This is a genomic window from Aeromonas piscicola, assembly GCF_000820005.1.
Classification (GTDB): Bacteria; Pseudomonadota; Gammaproteobacteria; order Enterobacterales; family Aeromonadaceae; genus Aeromonas; species Aeromonas piscicola.
In genome coordinates, this window is sequence record NZ_CDBL01000052.1 from 307,047 (window position 1) to 326,218 (window position 19,172).

Sequence of the window (19,172 nt, forward strand, 5' to 3'; positions counted from 1 at the left end):
TGAGCCGCGCCCCTGGCCGCACAATGTCAGGGGCGCGTTATTTCTGCCTGCCATATCCTCGCCATTCTGCCATGGCAAAACTGCCCTCCTGATCCTGAGTTGCCCCTCTTTCCCCACGGTACAGGCTGTATTGTTCCCTTGTCTTGCCTCGTTCCGGCCTGTCTTTCACCGCTGGTCTGGGGTCAGCACTGGTGGGTTCGATCAAGTTACGATGGTTATCACATGGATCTTTTTGTGGTGGTGACGCTACTTGTCGTAGTCAGCAGGGAGTGGGTTCCGGGTGCGTCAAAGTTGGCGGCATGAACCTGCCTGGCAAGGAGAGGGACACCGTCTGCGGTGGACCTCTGATGCAGACCTGTCAAAACGGCGCCCAGCTCCTTTATTTCTCATGTAAAAGCGGCCGTCATGAGCAGAGTGGCGATGCCTCTGGCAGGGCGTTACCGAGAATGGCTCCCATCTGTCTCGATTGACTAACTTTTTCGCCACTTCACTATTGCTCACCTTGCCACCCCCGATGTGAATCGGGTTCGGAAAGTCACAGGTCTCTTCTTGGAGACAGCTGGACCGCGCATTGAGGAAGGCGTCGGTTCATCCCTCGCCTTTCACCATCACAACGGCACATCCGTCAGGAAGTTACCCTGCTTTGCCATGGCTGCAGGGTCAGACACATGTGCGTAGCCGTCGGGGCATTCAAGGAGCGAGCTGCCCGATGGGTGTCAAAGGTGGAATGTTGCGAATGTATCGTATTGTGTTGTTGTTCACTCTGCTCCCGTTGCTGGCCTTTGCCGGCGGTGTGGATCAAGAGCGGGAAAACTGGGTCATCAAGGCGAGAGCGGGGGAGCTTGACGCTGCTGCACAAGGACTGGATGCCCTCTATCGACAAACCGGCGACGGCAAGGTGCTCGATGACCTGATCGCCGTGCAGCTGTGGCGGGGGGATCGCAAGGGGGCGCTGGCCGTCTGTGAACCGTGCGAGTTCAGCCCCATCAGCAACAGTACGCTGGAAGCGGTGGCCCGTGCCGCCCGCGATGAAAAGCGTTATGCCGAGGCGATCAGCTATTACCGTATCTTGCAGGGGCGCGATCCCGCCAACCCCAATGGCTGGCTCGGACTGTTTCTTACCGCCAGCGATCAGGGCAACCGCGAGTTGGCTCGCCGTGCAGCGGGTGAATATGACGCCCGTTTCGGCCGCGATCAGGCGATCCTTGATGCCCGCATCTATGCCGCTCGTCAGGGTGAAGATCCCATGGGCGAGCTGCTGGCCCGCCAGCAGTGGCTGGCGCTGGAGCCGGACAACCATGAGCAGGTGCTGGCCCTCTATCGAGTGGCGGTGAGCCTGGGAGCGGGGCCGGCGGCAGCGGATCTGATGAGCCGTTACCCCAAGCTGTTCAAACCGGTCGATCGGCTCTGGCTCGACTACTACCAGGCGGTCAATCTGCTGCGGATCTCGGCCCAGACCGAGGATCCTGTGCTGGCACGCCGCTCCCTCACTCACACACTGGCGTTGCAGGACAGGATCCTGGCTCGCGCACCTCACGATCATGTGCTCTACATCAGCGCCCGCCGTGATCTGGTGGTGACCCTGGTGGCCCTCGGCGACGTTGCCCGGGCCGAACAGGAATCCGCTGCGCTGCAGGGCGAGGGGCCGCTGCCCGATTATGTGCTGGAGGCGCGAGCCGATGCGCTGGCCGGGCTGGGGCGCGTGGATGAGGCCTCCCTGATTTACCGGCAACTGGCGACCCCGGCGCGAGCCAAAGACAAACGGCTGCTGGAGAAGCGCTTTTACGCCTATTCGGATGGCGAGCGCTATGGCGCGGCGCAGGGGCTGCTGGCCGGTTGGCGGGAGCCGCCGACTCGCTGGGATTTCACCGGCAACATGCGGATGGAGAATGATGACTACGAGAAGGTGTTGCAGCTGAAAACCCTGCTGCAGGCCTGGCGTGGTGAGGCGGGCGCCGCCGAGAAACAGCTGGAAGGCTGGCTGAAAACCGCGCCAGCCAACCCCTGGCTTTGGCTGCAACTGGGGGATATCCGCCGCTGGCGTGGTCATCCCGATGGGGCCGGGCAGGCTTATCAGCAGGCAGTGCGCTGGTTGCCTGCCGGACGCACAGTGCTGGCCGAGCCCGGTCGCCTCAATGCCCTGCTCGACAAGGGCGATTGGCAGGGCACGCCACAGGCCGTGCGCACCCTTGGCAACCTGACCCGGGATCGTCAGGAGCTGCAGCAGCGGCTGACCCTGGAGCAGGCTCCCCAGTTTGTCACCGAGCTGACCCATGGCCGAAGCGAAGGGGGCTCGGTGCAAGCCAGCCGTGACTGGAGTTACGACAGCCGTTTTTACAGCGCTCGCAATGACGGCGGCGATCGGCTGTTTGTCCGTCGTCAGGGCAGCTTTGGCGAGTTCGACCAGCAGCCTGAGCGCGCCGCCTATACCGGGTTGGGGGCCGAGATCTCCTTCTATCCGCTGCAACTGACGCTGGAGGGGGGCTCGGGCAGCGAGCTCAACCACAAAGGCTATCTGTGGAGTCGCCTCGACTGGCGGCTGGGCGATCACTGGACGCAGGGCTTTGCCATCAACCTCAACAGTGCCGACACCCCATTGCGGGCATTGGCGCGCGGCAACTACGCCGATCAATACCAGCTCGATCTGGGCTGGCGTCAGGATGAGACCCGCGAGGGGGCGCTACGGCTGGAGCGGATGGATCTCAGCGACGGCAACCGGCGGCTGACGGCCTCCGGCTGGCTGCGTCAGGATCTCTGGCGCCGGGATCGCTGGTGGTTCGATACCACCCTGCGCAGCGCCACCTCCCGCAATGAGGCGGTGGAGGTCGACTACTTCAATCCCCTGCAGGATCGCAATCTGGAGCTGGAGCTGGCGGGGCGCTACCGGCTGCCGCTGGATGGGCGTCGCTCCCTGCTGCAGAGCCTGATCATGAGTGGCAACCACTACTGGCAGCAGGGCTATGGCAGCGATCAGGGGTGGCAGCTCAGCTATCGCCACGACTGGATACTCTCCCCCGCGCTCAGTCTGGGCTATGGCCTTGGCCGCCGTCAGGCCATCTATGACGGCAACCCGGAGTTCGGAAATTTCATCTTCGCCAATCTGCAATGGAGTTTCATGTGATGAGACGCTGGCTTGCTTCTTTCGTTCTACTGCTTGTTCTGCTGCCTTCGTTGACGCAGGCGGCCCGGCAACCCGATGACTATGTGGTGCTCTGCTACCACGACATCGTCGATCTGAAATTGACCCCCAACCTCAAGCTTTACCCCCAGACCATCCGGCGCGATACCCTGATCCGCCACTTCAACTGGATCAAACAGCAGGGCTATCACCCGGTCAGCTTCCAGCAGATCCTGGATGCCAAAGCGGGCAAGACACCGCTGCCGGAGAAGGCGATCCTGCTTAGCTTCGACGATGGCTACGAGAGCTTCTACCGGCTGGTCTATCCGCTGCTCAAGCTCTACAACTACCCGGCGGTCTTTGCGCTGGTGGGCAGCTGGCTGGACGTGGCGGATGACAAGATGGTCCCGTACGGCAATGACAAGCTGCCGCGCAGCTACTTCGTCGGCTGGCCGCAGATCCGCGAGATGCAGGCCTCCGGGCTGGTGGAGCTGGCTTCCCACACCTTCACCTCCCATTACGGGCTGCTCGCCAACCCGCAGGGCAACGTGCAACCGGCGGTGACCACAGCTGGCTGGAGCCAGAATGGCTACGAGAGCATGGCCGACTACCGGGCACGGATAAAAGCCGACTTCGACGCATCGGCCAGTCAGCTCAGGGAGCAGACCGGTCGGGCGCCACGGATCCTGGTCTGGCCCTACGGCGCCTTCAACCAGGCCGCGCTGGAGCTGGCCGGTGCGGCAGGGATGCCCTACACCTTCACGCTGGATGAGGGGCTCAACAAGCGGAGTGACTCGGGCAGTACGGTGCGCCGCTATCTGCTGGAGGAGGACACCAGCCTCGAAACTCTGGACGAGATCATGGGGGGCAATACCTGGGAGCGGCAGGTGGAGCGGCTGGTGCACGTGGATCTGGACTATGTCTACGACCAGGATCCGCAGCAGATGAACAAGAACATCGACATGCTGCTGGACCGGATAAAGGGCTACGGCATCACCACCGTCTATCTGCAGGCCTATGCCGATGACAATGGCGACGGGGTGGCGGAGGCGCTCTACTTCGCCAACCGCCATATGCCGGTCAAGGCGGATCTCTTCAACCGGGTAGCCTGGCAGCTCAAGACCCGGACCGGGGTCAAGGTGTTCGCCTGGATGCCGGTGATGGCCTATGACATGGGGCCCAATCACGCCTATGTCACCGACAGCCGCACCGGCGCCCCCGCCAGAGGGCAGTATCTGCGCCTCTCGCCCTGGGATCCCGCCAGCCGTCAGCTGCTGCTGGACATCTACGAAGATCTCGGCTTCTACACCAAGTTTGATGGCCTGCTGTTCCACGACGACGCCTTCTTCAGCGACTACGAGGGGCCCATGCCGCTGGCACGTACCCCGGATGCGCTGCGGGTGCAAGGGGAACAAAAAACGGATCTGCTGATCGACTTCACCATGGCGCTGCGCGATGCCGCCGCCCGCTACCGCCAGGGGGGCGCCGGCGAGCTCAAGACTGCCCGCAACATCTATGCGGCGCTGGTGACCGAGCCGCAAGCCCAGCAGTGGTTTGCCCAGAGCATGGCGGCGTTTGCCAGGGCGTATGATTACACGGCCGTGATGGCCATGCCCTACATGGAGCAGGCGGAAAACCCCGATGAGTGGCTGGCCAAGCTGGCGGAAGATTCACTGGCACAGGTGCCGGCCAATCGGCTGGTGTTCGAGCTACAGAGCCGCAACTGGCGTACCGACCAGCCCATCCCTGATGCCGAGCTGGCGCGCTGGATGCAGATCATCCAGCGCAAGGGGGTGACCAACTTCGGCTACTACCCGGATGATTTTCACAACAACCAGCCGGATCCCGCCGTGCTGAAACCCGTCTTCTCGGTACAGACCCAGCCTCAGCCAGTCCAGCAGCCAGTGGCCCAGGTCAATCCGCTGCCCCTGAGCGCCACCCCGGCCACACGGGAGGCGTTACAGTGAGCGCCTTTCTCTCAGGTATTGCCGTCTTCACCCTGGCCTATCCGAGCCTGATGGCACTGGTGTGGATCTGTGGCGGCCTCTATTACTACTTCCAGTGGGAGCAAGGGGACATCACCCTTGCCAGAACCGGGCTGGTACTGCCTCACTATCCCAAGGTGACCCTGATGGTGCCTTGCTACAACGAGGGAGCCAACGTGGAGGAGACCATCAGCCACCTGCTGCGCCAGCGTTATCCCGATTTCGAGGTGCTGGCCATCAACGATGGCAGCAAGGATGACACAGGCGAGCGGCTGGATCGGCTGGCGGCCCAGGACGGGCGGCTGACCGTGCTCCACCAGCACAATCAGGGCAAGGCGATGGCGCTCAACAATGGGCTCAAAGTGGCAACGGGGGAGATACTGGTCGGCATAGACGGCGATGCGGTGCTCGATCATGACGCTGTGCGCTGGATGGTGAAGCAGTTCATCGAAAGCCCCAGGGTGGGGGCGGTCACCGGCAACCCGCGGGTGCGCACCCGCTCCACCATCATCGGCAAGATCCAGACCGGCGAGTTCAGCTCCATCATAGGCCTGATCAAGCGGGCCCAGCGCATCTACGGCACCGTCTTCACCGTCTCCGGGGTGGTGGTGGCGTTTCGCAAGGCGGCGGTCGAGGCGGTGGGGGGCTGGAGTACCGACATGGTCACCGAAGACATCGACATCAGCTGGAAGCTGCAGCTGGCGGGCTGGCGGGCTGGCGGATCCATTATCAGCCCCAGGCACTCTGCTGGGTATTGATGCCGGAGACGGTGCGCGGCCTCTACAAGCAGCGGCTGCGCTGGGCCCAGGGGGGCGCCGAGGTGTTCTTGCACTACGGTTTGCAAGCCTTGCGCTGGCGCAACCGCCGCTTCTGGCTGTTGCTGCTGGAGTATCTCTCCAGCGTTGCCTGGTGCTACAGCATCTTGCTGCTGGCGCTGATCTGGCTGACCCGGCCCGATCTGAGCGGATTGGCCGGGGGGCATCTGTTCCAGTGGACCGGGGTCATGATGACCCTTATCTGCCTGCTGCAGTTCGGGGTCAGCATCTTCATCGACAACCACTATGACAAGACCATGGCCCGCAGCTTCGTCTGGTGTATCTGGTATCCGCTTATCTACTGGCTGCTCAATCTGGTGACGGTGATCGTTGCCGTGCCCAAGGCGATCCTGCGTCGCCGTGGCCAGCTTGCCGTATGGGAAAGCCCTGACAGAGGAGAGTCCTTCCGTGACAAAAAATAAGTTCGCCAACGAGATGATCATACGCAACGGTGCCCGTTGCAGCTGGCAGTACCGACTACGAGATCTGTTGATCCTGCTGGTGACCTGGGTTGGCTGGTTGTTTCTGGCGTTGCAGCCGGTGCTCAACTATCTGGATAACGAGGAAGGCGAGAGCTTTATCGGTTCGCTGGATGCGAAGGGTGCGGGGCAACTGTTCCTGGCCTTGCTGCTCGGGATCTTCCTGCTGATCCACTCCTGGGCCAACTACAATCGGTTGCTCTATCGCCTGATGCGCAGGCGGGCATTGCGCAAAGGCGGTTAACCATGGGGCCATAAGGCCCCATTTTTATGTCTCCTCTCTTGTCACACTCTGTCACCAAGTCGCCTGTGGCTGGCAACGTCTTGTCATGGCACTGGCGTGTAATGGGGCAAGGATACCGGCGTGGTCATTGGGCGAGCCGGGTGAGCAATGCACAATATGACGGGACAAGGAGCAACAAATGGTGACCAAGCGGGCGTTATGGCTGCTGCCGGTGCTGCCGGTGCTGGCGGCACTGATCTGGTGGGCGGGATATGCAGGAGATGCCAACGGCATCTGGCCCTGGCGCCATGAGATGTTGCTGCTGACCGGCCTGCTGGGGCTGGGTTACATGGCGCTGACCTTGTTGCTGGCACTGCGCCTGCCGAGACTGGAAGTCTGGTGTGGCGGGCTGGATCGCATGTTGCGATTCCATCGTCACAGCGCCATGGCCGCGACCCTGGCCCTGACCAGTCACTGGTTGCTGGTGGAAGCGCCCAAGTGGGCGGTGACGGCCGGCTGGTTGACCCGGCCGGCACGTCGAGGGGCTGGCAGCGGGGCTGGAGCGGGTGCCGGTAATGGCCTCTCCCTGCATGCCCTTGGCAATACGCTGGGGGAGTGGAGCTTCTATCTGCTGATCGCCCTGGTGGTGGTGAGCCTGTTGTCACTGGTGAGTTATGGCCGTTTTCGGCTGATCCACCGTCTGGCGCCGCTCATCTATCTGGCGGGGTGGGTACACGGTCTCTGCCTGTTGCCCCAGGTTGGCCTGCTGACACCCGTGGGGCTCGGAATATCTCTGCTGGGTGGCGCAGGGGCTGTGGCTGCTGTCTACTCCCTGCTGGGCTTGACTGGTCAGCAGGATCGTCATCAGGGCCGCATAGTGGCGCTGCGCACCCTGGCGGACAGTACCCGTGAATTCACCTTGCAGCTGGAGACGCCGCTGGCGCACTACAGGCCAGGCCAGTTTGCCTTCTTCGAGTTTGATGCGAGTGAGGGCCCTCATCCCTTCACGCTGGTGCGGGTGTCACCCGACAAGCGTCAGCTGGTGATCGCGGTGCGGGCGCTGGGAGACCATACCTGTCAGCTGGTCGAGGCGGCCCGGATCGAGGACGCTGTGACAGTGACAGGGCCTTATGGCGCCTTTGTCTGTCCCGCTCGACATGGGCAGTCGCTCTGGCTTGGCGCCGGGATCGGCATTACGCCCTTCGTCGCCTGGCTGGAGGGGTTGGTAGCCCGTAGTGAACGAGGGGAGGGGATCACCTTGATCCAGTGTGCACCGGATCTGGCCGGCGCCGTCTATCACCAGCGATTGGCCGAGTTGTGTCAGCGTACCGGGGTTCGCTATCAGCTGCATCTGGACAAGGAGGCGGGGCGACTGGACTTGACCAGCCTTGCGCAGAACAAGCACGCTGACGTCTGGTTCTGCGGGCCGGAAGGGATGGCAGACGCCCTGGCCCGGCTGTTGCCGGGTGGGCGCCTGCACCGCGAGCTATTTCGCTTTCGCTGACAACTGGGCGAGGGCGGCCTGCACTGCGGCTTCCAGCTGGGGGTCTCGGCCGCCAACCATGTCGGTCGGGGTGAGCGCCACCTGCACGTCCGGGATCAGCTCCTGATTTTCGTAGAAGCTGCCGTCCGGATTGCGCAGTCCCAGGGTCGGGATGCCGTAGGCAAGCCCCGGGATCAGTCTGGATTCGTGGGCATAGACCATGGTGCCCGTGCCCGGCACTGGCTCGCCGATGATGGGACCCACCTTGAGGGTGCGGTAGTACTGGGGGAAGGCCGAGCCTTCCGAGTAGCTGCCCGCGTTGACCAACACCACGGAGGGCTTGGTCCACTGGCGGGTGGCGGCGTCCGTCTCCCCCTTGCCGAGCCGTGGCCAGCTGCGGGCCATCCCCTTGGCGCTGCCGTTGCCGGTCAGAAACTCCACCAGGGTGTTGGCCAGGTAGCCGCCCTTGTTGAAGCGCACGTCCACGATCAATGCCTCGCGATTGCGCTGACGGCCGAGGGCATCGGCAACCATCTCCTCATACACGGCGCTGCTCATCTCCGGCAGATAGACGTAGCCGACTCGACCCTGACTCAGCTGCGCCACCTGGGCGCGGCGCTTGGCGACCCAGCCATCCAGCTGCAGGCGATACTCCTGCGGCAAGTCCATGGCGGTGACATCGAGCTGCACCGGATCCTTGCTTCCCTTGGGTAGCAGGGTGAGGGCCAGTCGCTGGCCTGCCTGGTGATTGAGCAGGGCATCCAGTTCGTTCAGGCTGTGCAGCTCTGCACCGTTGATGGCCAGCAGGCGGGCGCCCGGCACCAGATCCGTCTCCTGATCCAGCGGGCCGCCGGCCAGCAGAGCCGTCAGTTCGACTCCGGCCTTGCTCTCGCGCCAGTAGCCGCCGAGGCTGGCGGTGTCATCGGGCAGCCGCGGGAAGGGCGCCGGGCCATAGCCCCAGGTGTGGGAGACGTTCAGCTCTCCGGCCAGCTCCGCCAGCAGGTTGCCAAAGTCCCGACCATTGCTGATGCCGGGCAGCTGGCGGCGATAGGCGGCCACATAGCCATCCCAGTCCACTTCGTTCATGTCGGCCCGATAGAATTCGTCCCGGGTGAGCCTGGCCAGCTGGTCATAGGCGGCTGTCATCCGAGCCTGCCAGCGCCCGTTTTGCAACAGGGCGAAGGGGTGAGGGGTCGCCTCGCCGGAGGCCGTGTCTATCAGGGTCACTTCCCCTTCCCGCACCAGGGTGGCGAGGCTGGCATCGTCATTGAGGCTGGCCAGCGCCGGGCCAGGCTGTTCGGCGAACAGCAGCTTGGTTTCACCCTTGCGCAGATCCTGGGCGTAGCCCTTGATCTCGCTCTCGCCGTTGGCGTCCATCACCTCCACCAGATAGATCAGGTGATCATCGACGAGGCGACTGGCGAGGACGGTGCCCTCTGGCTGCAGCTGGAGGGCCTCCCGGTGTGCCAGCCGGTCGGCCTCGAAGCCGTAACCGGCCTTGGGCGGTGCCTGCTCGGCGATGAAGTCGCTCTTGGCGGCGCGGCTGCTGTAGAGGCCGAGCAGGCTGCCGCCGAGGGGCTCGCCATCGGCACCCAGTACGCCGTACTTGGTGGATTGCCAGTAGAGGATGCCGCCATCCTGACTCCAGGCAGGATCTCCATCCCGATAGCCGTTGAGGCTGACGTTGACCGGTTTGGCCTTGGTGTCCCGGGTGTCGATGACGGCGATCTCCTGCTGGGCCGAGTCGGGCTGTATGGTCAGCGCCAGATGGCGGGAGTCGGGGGCGAAGGCCAGCTCCACCGCATGGCGGGAGGGGTTGAACTCGGCGGCGACCAGCGGTCGCTGCTTGCCGCTGGCCAGATCCAGCAGGTGCACGGCCTGAGCATCCACCACGAAGGCGAGCTGCTTGCCGTCAGGGGAGAGGGTCGGCTTGCTGATGGCAACGCCCGGCATGGCCAGCAGTTTCTCTTCGATGAGGGGACCGGGCTCGCTGAACAGTCGGCCCGGCTGCGCCTTCTTGAGGCGATAGAGGCCAGCCGGCCCATGCTGCTCGGAGAGATAAATGAGCCCCTGTTCCTTGTCCACGTAGCGCGGCGATGACTGTTCGCTGGGGTGGCGGGTGAGCTGGCGTACCCGCTCGCGGCGCGTGTCGACTGCAAACAGATCTCCCTGGCTCACCAGGATCACCTCCTCCCCATCCTGGCGGACGATGGCCTCGTCGATGACGACCGGAGTGTCGCTCTGCTCGTCGGGAGCCTGGGCCGAGAGCGGCCGGAGCGTCAGCTTGCGCGGCGTCTCGCTGCCGGCATCGAGCCGGTACAGCTCACCCTGCCAGGACCAGACCAGATCGCCGCGGCGGGAAGCACTGAGGCCACGCACCGGATGGCCCTGATAGTGGGTGAGCTGGCGATCCTGACCGCTGGCCAGATCCCGTTGCCAGACATTGAAATCGCCGCTGCGCTCGCTCAGGTAATAGAGCGCCTCGCCCTTGTCATCCCAGACGGGATCGCTGGCGGCGACCCTGTCTTCGGTCAGCTGGCGATGCTGTTTGCCATCGAACAGCCAGAGGCGGGAGACGGCAAAGGAGCGCTGGTGCTTGCGAAACGGCTGATCCATGCCCGGCATCTGATAAGCCAGCTGGCTGCCGTGGGGGCGGGCCAGGGTCGCGGGCAGGGGCTGAGCCGGAGTCAGGGCGCCGCCATCTATGGAGGTCCAGTAGAGGGCGCTGGCCTGCAGCCCCTCTGCCACGAAGTGATCCGCCTCCGGGCTGGTCAGGCGCTGGCTGCTCAGCAGCAGCTGCCTGCCATCGGCGCTGAATGCCTGGGGCAGATCGGGGCGCGAATCCCGGGTCAGCCGCACCATCTCGCCCCCCTCGCTCGGCACCACGAACACGTCTTCATTGCCATAGAGGTTGGCGGCGAAAGCAATCTGCTTGCCGTCCGGTGACCAGAGCGGGCGCTGGCTCAGGTAGTCGCTGCCGGTGAGCGGCGTGGCGAGGCCGCCGTCCCCCGCGCTCAGGTAGATGCGGCCCTGCCAGGTGAACGCAAGCTGCTTGCCGTCGGGGGAGAGCGCGGGCTCGCGTACCCAGCGCGGCTCGGCGGCCTGCAGGGGGGCGCAGATCAGCAGGATCAGCAAGGAGAGTCGGTATCGCATCATCAAGGTTCCCAAAGACGTGAAAAGCGCTTCATCTTCCCCTAATCACCAAGGGGGTACTATCCCGATATAGGGGGGTATGCCTTTGTTTTGGCTGTTAATTGTAACAATCTATAAAAGATGGCGCGGGATATGTTTCTCTGGATATATTGAGTATTGATGGCGATCCAATATGATGGCGCTCGCCCGCCACTCGGGGCGGTGCAATTCAGATGATTTGGTAACAAGAAAAGCCCTTACCAGAGGCTTGTCGAGGGATGGAATGAGAGCCGTATTACTGTGTTTGCTGGGGCTGTGGCCCGCACTGAGTTTTGCCACCTTGTCTGCCGACATGATAGTGGTGAAGAAGTCTTCCTATAGCCTGACTCTGATGAAGGATGGCAAGGAGGTCAAACGCTACTGGATCGCCCTGGGGCCTGCCCCCAAGGGTCACAAGCAGCGGGAAGGGGATCAGCGTACGCCGGAAGGACGCTACATCCTCGACTACAAGAAGACCAACTCCAACTATTACAAGGCCATCCACATCAACTACCCGAACCTGGACGACATCAAGACGGCCAACGAGCTGGGTGTGCGACCGGGTGGCATGATCATGATCCATGGTCAGCGCAACAGCATAGGCAACACCCGCTTGCAGCCGTCCAACTGGACCAATGGCTGCATCGCCATGCTCAACAAGGATCTGGACGAAGTGTGGAACGCCATCGAACCCGGTACCCCCATCGTCATTCAGCCCTGATTGTTTCTCGCGCGCCACCATAGGGGTGGCGCGCTGCTTTGCGCCTCCCCCTGTTCTGTCTCCATCCTCTCTTTACCCGCGGTACCTCTTGGTATCTGTCCCCGTGCTGTGCTAGTTTTTCCGGCTCGCCGTGGATGCAACAAGGATGATCCCATGCCGTCAGCAACGAGTACCCAATCAGTCGGGGCCGAGAGTACCCGCGCGCTCTGGTGGCGCGCCACCATCGACATTTTGCCGCTCTCCATCTCCGTCATTCCCTGGGGGATCCTGTGTGGCGCCCTGGCGCTGCAGGTGGGCTTGAGCCCGTTGCAGGCCCAGCTGATGTCGCTGCTGGTCTACGCCGGCGCCGCCCAGCTGTCGGCCACTACCCTGTTCGGGGCGGGCACGCCCCTGCTGCCCATCATGGGCTCCACCATGGTGATCACTTCCCAGCATCTGCTCTATGGCTTCACCTTCCGCCGGGATGTCTTGCCCCTCGCCCTGCGCTGGCGTGCCAGCCTGGCGTTCTTCCTGACCGATGAGATGTTCGCGGTGGCGCTGAAAGACAGGGAGCGCAGCGGCAGCTTCAACCCTGCCTACGCGCTGATCGCGGGCTTCGTCTTCTATCTGTTCTGGAATCTGGCGACCCTGCTCGGCATCGCCGCCGGTCAGTACATAGACGGGCTGGACAAGATGGGGCTGGACTTTGCCATCGCCGCCACCTTCATCGCCATGACCATACCCGCCATGAAGAACCTGCCCATGGTGGCGGCGACCCTGGTGAGCGGCGGCACTGCGCTGCTCACCAAGCCGCTGCTGGCGGAGATCCATATCATCATATCGGCACTGGCTGGCATGGTGGTGGGCTATGTGCTGCACCGGATGAGGAGATGACCATGAGCTGGCTGATGATAGGCCTGCTGGCCCTGATCACCTTCTTCAACCGCTTTGCCTTCTTCTCGCGGCTGACCCGCTATCAACCGGGCGCCGAGATGGGGGCCTTCCTCAGCTTCTCGGCCCAGTCGGTGTTGACCGCCATCTGGCTGCCCATCGTCTTCAGCTATGAGCCGGGCAAAGGACTGACGTGGGATCCGGACTACCTGGCCGCCACCCTGCTGGTGACGACGCTGACCCTGTTGCGGCTGCCGACCCTGCTGGTGGTCGTGGTGGGCATGGGGGGCTTCTTCCTGCTGCGCTGGCAGGGGGGACTGGCGGCGCTGTTGCCCTGGTTCGGCTGAGCCGTGATCCCGTATGGTGGATGTCTTTTATGGATATCCGCCATGTTGTGAATGTCACTTCAAAAAACACCTCCCAAGTGTGAGGATTTAGGGACCATCCGCCAAGGAGCTCCCCCATGTCTTTCACCGAAACCTGTCAGCGCATAGTGCGTGATCACCACCTCTCTGCCGCCCAGAAGAGTCATGCCCTGGCGCTGGCCGCCGAAAACGCGCTGCCTTACCCCGACCTGCCTGCCGCAGTCGCCGAGGCGATGGAGCAGGGTTTTCTCTGTGACATGTTCGAAGGGCACGCCCCCTACAAGCCGCGCTATGTGCTGCCGGACTATGAAAAATTCCTGAGTCAGGGCTCCCCTTGGCTGGAGCTGGCGGCGTCGCAGGATTTCGATGAGGCGCTCGATGCCCTGCGCATCCTCTATCACCATGTCCCCTCCGTCACCGGCATGCCGGTCTGGCTGGGTCGACTCGACCATCTGCTGCTGCCGTTTGTCAGGGATCTGGATGACGAGACCCTCTATCGCAAGCTGAAGGGGTTCTGGGTCTATCTGGACAGGGTACTGCCGGACGCCTTCATGCACGTCAACATCGGGCCGGATGACAACCGTATCTGCCGCCTGATCCTGCGCATCGACAATGAGCTCAAGCAGGTGGCGCCCAACCTCACCTTCTTCCACGATCCCGAGCAGACCCCGGACGATCTGCTGTTGCAGGCGGTGAAGAACATCGCCGAGTGCAGCAAGCCGCACATCGCCAACTACCCGATTCACCGTGATACCTTCGACAACCGCGGTTTTGGCATCGTCAGCTGCTACAACGCCCTGCCGCAGGCCGGTGGCGCGAATACCCTGGTGCGCATCTCCCTCAAGCGGGTCGCCGAGCAGGCACAGGGTATCGATGATTTCCTCGGCTGCCTGCTGCCCCATTACTGCCGTCTGGCCTCCCAGTTGATCGAAGCGCGTGCCGCCTTTCTGCATGATGAGTCTGGTTTCTTCGACAGCTTCCTGGTCAAGGAGGGGCTGCTGGATGAGGATCGTTTCGTTCCCATGTTCGGCATCTACGGCATGGCGGAAGCGGTCAATATCCTGATGGATAAAGAGAATCTGCCGGATCGCTACGGCCATGACGAGGAGGCGAACCAGCTTGGCTATCGAATCTCGGCCCAGCTCTCCGCCTTTGTGACCAGCACGCCGCAGACCCACGCCTGGGGTGGCCGCGCTCTGCTGCACTCGCAGGGCGGCCTCAGCATCGATGTGGCTGTCACGCCCGGGGTGCGCATTCCCTACGGTCATGAGCCGGATCCGGCCAGCCATGTGCTGGCGCTGGCGCCGCACCACAGTTATTACCACTCGGGGATCAGCGAGATCCTCACGCTGGATCCCACCATCCGCCAGAACCCGCAGGCGCTGCTGCAGCTCTGCAAGGGGGCGCTCGCCATCGGCATGCGCGAGTTCACAGCCAACGTGGCCGACAGCGATCTGGTGCGGGTGACCGGCTACATGATCCGCAAGAGCGACGTGGCCCGTTTCGCAGAGGAAGGCTCGCGGCTGCAGACCACCTGTCTGGGTGCCGAGGCGAGTGAAGTGACCGCCATCCGTCAGCGGGCTCCGCGGGTGGTCGCCCACGAATCGACCATCTGCGAGTATTGAGTTCGCTCTTGATGGCTGATGCCTTGCCAACACGCAGCGCCCTGGTGAGCAGGGTGCTGCCGTTCTCCTGCGTCGACGGGCCCGGCAACCGGCTGGTGCTGTTCCTGCAGGGCTGCAACTTCCGCTGCCCCGGCTGCCACAACCCGCACACCATAGGGCTGTGCGACGATTGCGGCGACTGCCTTGCGGTCTGCCCTAGTGGCGCGCTCACCCTTGCTGAGGACCGCCCTGGCGAGCGCAGAGTGCGCTGGCAGGCGGCGCTCTGCACCAACTGCGATGCTTGTCTGGATGCTTGCCCCCGCAGTGCCAATCCCAAAACAGCCACCATGACGGTGGCCGAGGTGCTGGCTTTGCTGCGCCGTTACGGCCCGCTGCTGACTGGCATTACCGTCTCCGGCGGCGAGGCGACCACCCAGCTTCCTTTTGTGGTTGCGCTATTTGCCGCCATCAAGGGGGCGCCTGATCTGGCCCATCTCAGTTGCCTGCTCGACAGCAACGGTTCGCTCGCCGCGACCGGCTGGCTGCGGCTGTTGCCGGTGCTGGACGGGGCCATGCTCGATCTCAAGGGGTGGCGCGATTCGGTGCATCATACTCTGACCGGCTATGGCCGCGAGCGGGTGCTGGCATCGCTGCAACTGCTGGCAAGCCACGGCAAGCTGACCGAACTGCGGCTGCTCCATGTGCCGGGGCGCAGCGATTTTCTGGATGCCGACGGCAAGCTGGAAACGGGTCTGGCCAGCTTTCTGCAGAGCCTGGGGCCAGTGCCCATTCGCCTCAACGGTTTTCGCCATCACGGGGTGCGCGGGGTGGCGACGAGCTGGCAGGAGGCGGACAGGGAGGCCTTGACCCGGCTTGCTGCCGAGCTGAGCGCAAGGGGGCTGGGGCCTGTGTCCCTGCCGGCGATCTGCTGAGGGATCACTGGATTCTAATCAATTGATCGCAAAGGTATTTGGTGTGATTTCTGGGTCGATATCCGGCGAGCAGGTGACCAGTTTGTGGCCTGGATCCGGGTTTTTGGCACTGTGAGTCTCAAGATGACGTAACTGTGATTGCTGTCTATTTGAGCTCTGGGAAGGGGCGGCTAGAATGGGGCATTCGCCCACTATCAACAGACGAACATGAGTGAATCCAACGCCTTATACCGAGTGCAGTTCATTTGCCACAACGAGCGTTACGAAGTCTATGTCAGGGAAGTGAGCCAGGGTCAGCTGTTCGGCTTCATCGAGATCGCGAACTTCGTGTGGGACACTCACACGGCGCTGATCGTCGATCCCAGCCACGAGAAATTGAAGAGTGAATTTGCCGACGTTAACCGCACCATGATTCCCATGCACCATGTGCTGCGGGTCGATCAGGTGCGCAAGCAGGGGGCGGCCCGCATCACAGAGCTGGGCAACAACGTCGCGCCCTTTCCCAGCCCCATCTATACCAGGAAGCCCTGAGGCTTTCTCCTCTCTGCGAGCCTTGCCATGGGGATTGCCTTGGCGAGGCTCGCTTCTCTTGGGGTCGGCAATGGCGCCCGCAGGATCTGCAATGCGTGCCGCCTGGGTGCGCTAACCCAGTTCCCGGGCCAGTTGCAGGATCCGCTGGCGGAACCAGCGCCGCGCCGGCTCTTCACCGGCCGGGCCATACCACACCAGGCTGTGGGTGACGGCGCCATAGTCGAACGGGACCGGGCGGATCACCAGATCCCGGCTCATGACTTGCTCGGCCCAGCCTTCGACGGCGGTGAGGATGAGATCGCTCTGGCGCAGCAGGGCCGCCGCGCTGCCAAAATCCGGCAGGGTGGCGCTGATCTGGCGGCGTACCTGCAACTGGGCCAGGCTCTGCTCGAAGAAGGGGTTGGCCAGTTCCTGATCGCGAATGGCGATATGGCGCCAGCTCAGGTAGGCATCCAGATCCCAGGGCTTGTCCAGCGCCGGGTGGTTCACGCGCAGCAGGCAGACCAGCTTGTCTTCCCGCAGGGTTTCCCATACCAGACCCGGTTGGCGGGGCAGGGGCTGGCTCTGATCGTGGGGCAGGATAACAAAGTCGAGCTTGCCCGCCGCCAACGCAGCCAGACCTTGCTCATCCTTGTTCCAGACGTCGGGGACCAGGCCCGGTACTTCCTGCATCAGCTGGCCCAGAATGGGCCCTATCGGCCAGACCATGCTGCTTTCCCGCAGCGCAAACCTCAGTTGTCCCTGCCAGGTTTCGGGGTCAAAACCACCCTGGCTGGTGAGGTTGTTCAGCTCGCTCAGCAATCGGTGCAGGGTAGGGCCGAGTCGCTCGGCAAAGGGGGTCAGCAACAGCTGGTTGCCCTGGCGGTAGAGCAGCTGATCGCCAAGCAGATCCCGCAACTGGTTGAGGGTCTTGCTGACGGTGGAGGGAGTGGTGCAGAGCCGCTCGGCCGTGCGGGTGACGCTCTGGCTGTCGAGCAGCAGATGCAGGGTGACCAGATGACGGCCTCCCAGCCGGGAAAGTGCGATCACGTCCATAGCGGCTCCAGAAACGGAATGAGGTTCTGGCATTGAGCTGCGGCAGCAGGGTGACCAGATGGCGTGCTCACACTCAGCCGGGAAAGCGCGCTCAGATCCATAGAGACTCCACAGCGAATGAAACAGACAAAAAGCCCCGCTTGAGCGGGGCTTGCACGGGTTAGCCTTTGAGCACGGCGGCCATGGCGTCGGCCACATAGTCGACGTTGCGGCTGTTGAGGCCGGCCACGCACATGCGACCCGAGCGCACCAGGTAGACGGCGAACTCTTCACGCAGGCGGTCAACCTGCTCCGGCGTGAAGCCGGTGTAGCTGAACATGCCGCGCTGGCTGATGAAGTAGCCAAAATCACGGCCAGGCACCTTGGCGCTCAGCACCTCGAACAGCTTCTGGCGCATGGCCTTGATGCGGATGCGCATCTCGCTAACCTCGTCGACCCAGAGGGCGTGCAGGCTGGCATCGTTCATCACGGCCGCGGTGATCTGGCCACCGTGGGTGGGGGGGCTGGAGTAGTTGCGACGCACGGTCGCCTTCATCTGGCCCAGCACCCGGCTCGCCTCTTCGGCATCTTTGCAGATGACCGACAGGCCGCCGCAGCGTTCGCCGTAGAAGGAGAGGTTCTTGGAAAACGAGTTGCTGACGAAGAAGCTGACGCCGGCGGCCACCATGGCGCGGATGGCGTAGGCATCCTCTTCCAGACCATCACCGAAGCCCTGATAGGCGATGTCCATGAAAGGAATTAGATTTTTCTCGACTACCAGCGCAATGACCCTGTCCCACTGGGCAGAGGAGAGATCCACGCCGGTCGGGTTGTGACAGCAGGGATGCAGCAGCACTATGCTCCTGGCCGGCAGGGCGCTCAGGCAGTCGATCATGGCATCAAACTGGACGCCGCCGGTGGCTGCGTCGTAGTAGGGGTAGTCGTGCACCTGGATGCCGGCCCCCTCGAACATGGCCTTGTGGTTGTCCCAGGTCGGATTGCTGACCCACACCTCGGAGGTCGGGAAGTAGCGCTTGAGCAGGTCGGCGCCGATCTTGAGCGCGCCCGAGCCGCCTATGGTCTGGATGGTGGCGATGCGGCCGGCCTTGACCGCTTCATGGTCGGCGCCAAACAGCAGGTGCTGCACCGCGGTGCGGTAGTTGGCGGCCCCTTCCATCGGTTGATAGGGGCGCGGAGCTGGTGCAGCGGCGCGCCGGGCTTCAGCCTGTTGCACGGACGCCAGCAGCGGGATGCGGCCCTGCTCGTCGTAATAGAGGCCGATCCCCAGGTTCACCTTTTGCTCACGGGTGTCTTTGTGGAAGGTCTCGACTAGGGTCAGTATGGGGTCGCCAGCGTAGGCATCGACGTGTTCAAACATGGGGGGTCCTTGCGAAGTGGAATCCAGGGTAAGGGGATCAATGATCGGCGGTCATGATGGCGTAAAGCGGGCGAGGGCTCAAGTCTGAAACGGACCTGCCGTGCACGGCCATGGCCCCCTTTGCTGTAAAGGGTTAGGGTCCGGACTTGCTCCCATGGCTGGCGCCAGTAGCGAGCAGGCCGGTGAGCCTTTACTTCAGGTAGGATCTCAGTACCCGCACCACCTGATCCAGATCCTCCAGCCGCTCTGCCGGGGTGGCCTCTTCGGCGCCGAGATGCTCCCGCATATGACCCTCCAGCACCTCCAGCATCAGGCCGTTGACGGCACCGCGGATGGCGGCGATCTGCTGCAAAATGGCGGCGCAGTCACCCTCCTGCTCCAGTGCGGTTTCCAGTGCACCTGTCTGGCCCTTGATGCGGCGCACCCGCGCCAGCAGCTTCTTCTTGCCGTGAATGGTGTGTGACATGGAGGATCCTCTCGATC

General features: G+C 63.1%; 16 protein-coding genes. 12 read left to right on the forward strand and 4 right to left on the reverse strand.

The window, feature by feature from the left end; genetic code table 11:
* Nucleotides 1-736: 736 nt before the first annotated feature.
* The 6 genes from pgaA to BN1128_RS12080 all read left to right on the forward strand — a co-directional run bounded on the left by pgaA (nucleotide 737) and on the right by BN1128_RS12080 (nucleotide 8,124).
* Nucleotides 737-3,121 carry a poly-beta-1,6 N-acetyl-D-glucosamine export porin PgaA gene (gene pgaA / locus BN1128_RS12060; RefSeq protein WP_244464583.1) on the forward strand — a complete coding sequence of 795 codons (2,385 nt, stop codon included), beginning with the start codon at nucleotides 737-739 and terminating at the stop codon, nucleotides 3,119-3,121.
* Nucleotides 3,121-5,085, forward strand: coding sequence for a poly-beta-1,6-N-acetyl-D-glucosamine N-deacetylase PgaB (pgaB, locus tag BN1128_RS12065; RefSeq protein ID WP_042869028.1), 1,965 nt, complete (start codon nucleotides 3,121-3,123; stop codon nucleotides 5,083-5,085). The genes pgaA and pgaB overlap by 1 nt, the downstream gene beginning before the upstream one ends.
* On the forward strand, nucleotides 5,082-5,861 hold the full coding sequence (locus BN1128_RS26225; RefSeq protein ID WP_244464584.1) for a glycosyltransferase family 2 protein: 780 nt from the start codon (nucleotides 5,082-5,084) through the stop codon (nucleotides 5,859-5,861). The genes pgaB and BN1128_RS26225 overlap by 4 nt, the downstream gene beginning before the upstream one ends.
* Nucleotides 5,861-6,340, forward strand: coding sequence for a hypothetical protein (locus BN1128_RS26230; RefSeq protein WP_244464585.1), 480 nt, complete (start codon nucleotides 5,861-5,863; stop codon nucleotides 6,338-6,340). The genes BN1128_RS26225 and BN1128_RS26230 overlap by 1 nt, the downstream gene beginning before the upstream one ends.
* Entirely contained in the window at nucleotides 6,327-6,641 is a 315-nt protein-coding gene (locus tag BN1128_RS12075) for a hypothetical protein (RefSeq protein WP_042869030.1), read from the forward strand. Before BN1128_RS26230 ends, BN1128_RS12075 begins: the two co-directional genes overlap by 14 nt.
* Nucleotides 6,642-6,819: 178 nt before the next feature.
* Nucleotides 6,820-8,124, forward strand: a complete 1,305-nt coding sequence (locus tag BN1128_RS12080) for a ferredoxin reductase family protein (RefSeq protein ID WP_209428560.1) — start codon at nucleotides 6,820-6,822, stop codon at nucleotides 8,122-8,124.
* On the opposite strand, the gene BN1128_RS12085 is transcribed toward BN1128_RS12080, so the two are convergent.
* Nucleotides 8,107-11,256: a S41 family peptidase gene (locus tag BN1128_RS12085; RefSeq protein WP_042869359.1), complete on the reverse strand. Its 3,150-nt coding sequence runs from the start codon at nucleotides 11,254-11,256 to the stop codon at nucleotides 8,107-8,109. The genes BN1128_RS12080 and BN1128_RS12085 overlap by 18 nt on opposite strands.
* Before the next feature lie 262 nt (nucleotides 11,257-11,518).
* On the opposite strand from BN1128_RS12085, the gene BN1128_RS12090 reads away from it, so the two are divergent.
* From BN1128_RS12090 to BN1128_RS12115, 6 genes are all read left to right on the forward strand, one after another.
* The gene (locus BN1128_RS12090) at nucleotides 11,519-11,995 is read left to right on the forward strand and encodes a L,D-transpeptidase family protein (RefSeq protein ID WP_042869032.1); all 477 of its coding nucleotides are present in this window, start codon (nucleotides 11,519-11,521) and stop codon (nucleotides 11,993-11,995) included.
* A 153-nt stretch (nucleotides 11,996-12,148) separates the two neighbouring features.
* Nucleotides 12,149-12,868 (forward strand): AzlC family ABC transporter permease, encoded by a 720-nt coding sequence (locus tag BN1128_RS12095; RefSeq protein WP_042869034.1) that lies wholly within the window; start codon nucleotides 12,149-12,151, stop codon nucleotides 12,866-12,868.
* 2 nt (nucleotides 12,869-12,870) lie between these two features.
* Complete coding sequence (locus BN1128_RS12100) at nucleotides 12,871-13,212, forward strand: AzlD domain-containing protein (RefSeq protein WP_042869036.1); 342 nt, start codon at nucleotides 12,871-12,873, stop codon at nucleotides 13,210-13,212.
* Nucleotides 13,213-13,328: 116 nt separating this feature from the next.
* Complete coding sequence (locus BN1128_RS12105) at nucleotides 13,329-14,855, forward strand: YjjI family glycine radical enzyme (protein WP_042869038.1); 1,527 nt, start codon at nucleotides 13,329-13,331, stop codon at nucleotides 14,853-14,855.
* Between the two features lie 11 nt (nucleotides 14,856-14,866).
* The gene (locus BN1128_RS12110) at nucleotides 14,867-15,766 is read left to right on the forward strand and encodes a YjjW family glycine radical enzyme activase (protein WP_042869040.1); all 900 of its coding nucleotides are present in this window, start codon (nucleotides 14,867-14,869) and stop codon (nucleotides 15,764-15,766) included.
* Nucleotides 15,767-15,973: 207 nt separating this feature from the next.
* Nucleotides 15,974-16,297 (forward strand): DUF1820 family protein, encoded by a 324-nt coding sequence (locus BN1128_RS12115; RefSeq protein ID WP_042869042.1) that lies wholly within the window; start codon nucleotides 15,974-15,976, stop codon nucleotides 16,295-16,297.
* Between the two features lie 111 nt (nucleotides 16,298-16,408).
* Here the strand turns inward: BN1128_RS12115 and BN1128_RS12120 are convergent, their stop codons facing one another.
* The 3 genes from BN1128_RS12120 to BN1128_RS12130 form a co-directional block, all read right to left on the reverse strand.
* Nucleotides 16,409-17,332: a LysR family transcriptional regulator gene (locus BN1128_RS12120; RefSeq protein WP_042869043.1), complete on the reverse strand. Its 924-nt coding sequence runs from the start codon at nucleotides 17,330-17,332 to the stop codon at nucleotides 16,409-16,411.
* 160 nt (nucleotides 17,333-17,492) lie between these two features.
* On the reverse strand, nucleotides 17,493-18,689 hold the full coding sequence (locus BN1128_RS12125; RefSeq protein WP_042869045.1) for an amino acid aminotransferase: 1,197 nt from the start codon (nucleotides 18,687-18,689) through the stop codon (nucleotides 17,493-17,495).
* Nucleotides 18,690-18,879: 190 nt separating this feature from the next.
* Nucleotides 18,880-19,155, reverse strand: a complete 276-nt coding sequence (locus tag BN1128_RS12130; protein ID WP_021138847.1) for a metal/formaldehyde-sensitive transcriptional repressor — start codon at nucleotides 19,153-19,155, stop codon at nucleotides 18,880-18,882.
* Nucleotides 19,156-19,172: the final 17 nt, after the last annotated feature.

What these genes read in the sequence shown, in the direction of transcription:
- BN1128_RS12080 (WP_209428560.1), top strand. Translation starts at nt 6,820, where the DNA reads ATGGTGACCAAGCGGGCGTTATGGCTGCTGCCGGTGCTGCCGGTGCTG.
- BN1128_RS12100 (WP_042869036.1), top strand. Translation starts at nt 12,871, where the DNA reads ATGAGCTGGCTGATGATAGGCCTGCTGGCCCTGATCACCTTCTTCAAC.
- BN1128_RS12125 (WP_042869045.1), bottom strand. Translation starts at nt 18,689, where the DNA reads ATGTTTGAACACGTCGATGCCTACGCTGGCGACCCCATACTGACCCTA.
- BN1128_RS12085 (WP_042869359.1), bottom strand. Translation starts at nt 11,256, where the DNA reads ATGCGATACCGACTCTCCTTGCTGATCCTGCTGATCTGCGCCCCCCTG.
- BN1128_RS12105 (WP_042869038.1), top strand. Translation starts at nt 13,329, where the DNA reads ATGTCTTTCACCGAAACCTGTCAGCGCATAGTGCGTGATCACCACCTC.
- pgaA (WP_244464583.1), top strand. Translation starts at nt 737, where the DNA reads ATGTATCGTATTGTGTTGTTGTTCACTCTGCTCCCGTTGCTGGCCTTT.
- BN1128_RS12095 (WP_042869034.1), top strand. Translation starts at nt 12,149, where the DNA reads ATGCCGTCAGCAACGAGTACCCAATCAGTCGGGGCCGAGAGTACCCGC.
- BN1128_RS12090 (WP_042869032.1), top strand. Translation starts at nt 11,519, where the DNA reads ATGAGAGCCGTATTACTGTGTTTGCTGGGGCTGTGGCCCGCACTGAGT.
- BN1128_RS26230 (WP_244464585.1), top strand. Translation starts at nt 5,861, where the DNA reads ATGCCGGAGACGGTGCGCGGCCTCTACAAGCAGCGGCTGCGCTGGGCC.
- BN1128_RS12130 (WP_021138847.1), bottom strand. Translation starts at nt 19,155, where the DNA reads ATGTCACACACCATTCACGGCAAGAAGAAGCTGCTGGCGCGGGTGCGC.
- pgaB (WP_042869028.1), top strand. Translation starts at nt 3,121, where the DNA reads ATGAGACGCTGGCTTGCTTCTTTCGTTCTACTGCTTGTTCTGCTGCCT.
- BN1128_RS12115 (WP_042869042.1), top strand. Translation starts at nt 15,974, where the DNA reads ATGAGTGAATCCAACGCCTTATACCGAGTGCAGTTCATTTGCCACAAC.
- BN1128_RS12120 (WP_042869043.1), bottom strand. Translation starts at nt 17,332, where the DNA reads ATGGACGTGATCGCACTTTCCCGGCTGGGAGGCCGTCATCTGGTCACC.
- BN1128_RS12110 (WP_042869040.1), top strand. Translation starts at nt 14,867, where the DNA reads ATGGCTGATGCCTTGCCAACACGCAGCGCCCTGGTGAGCAGGGTGCTG.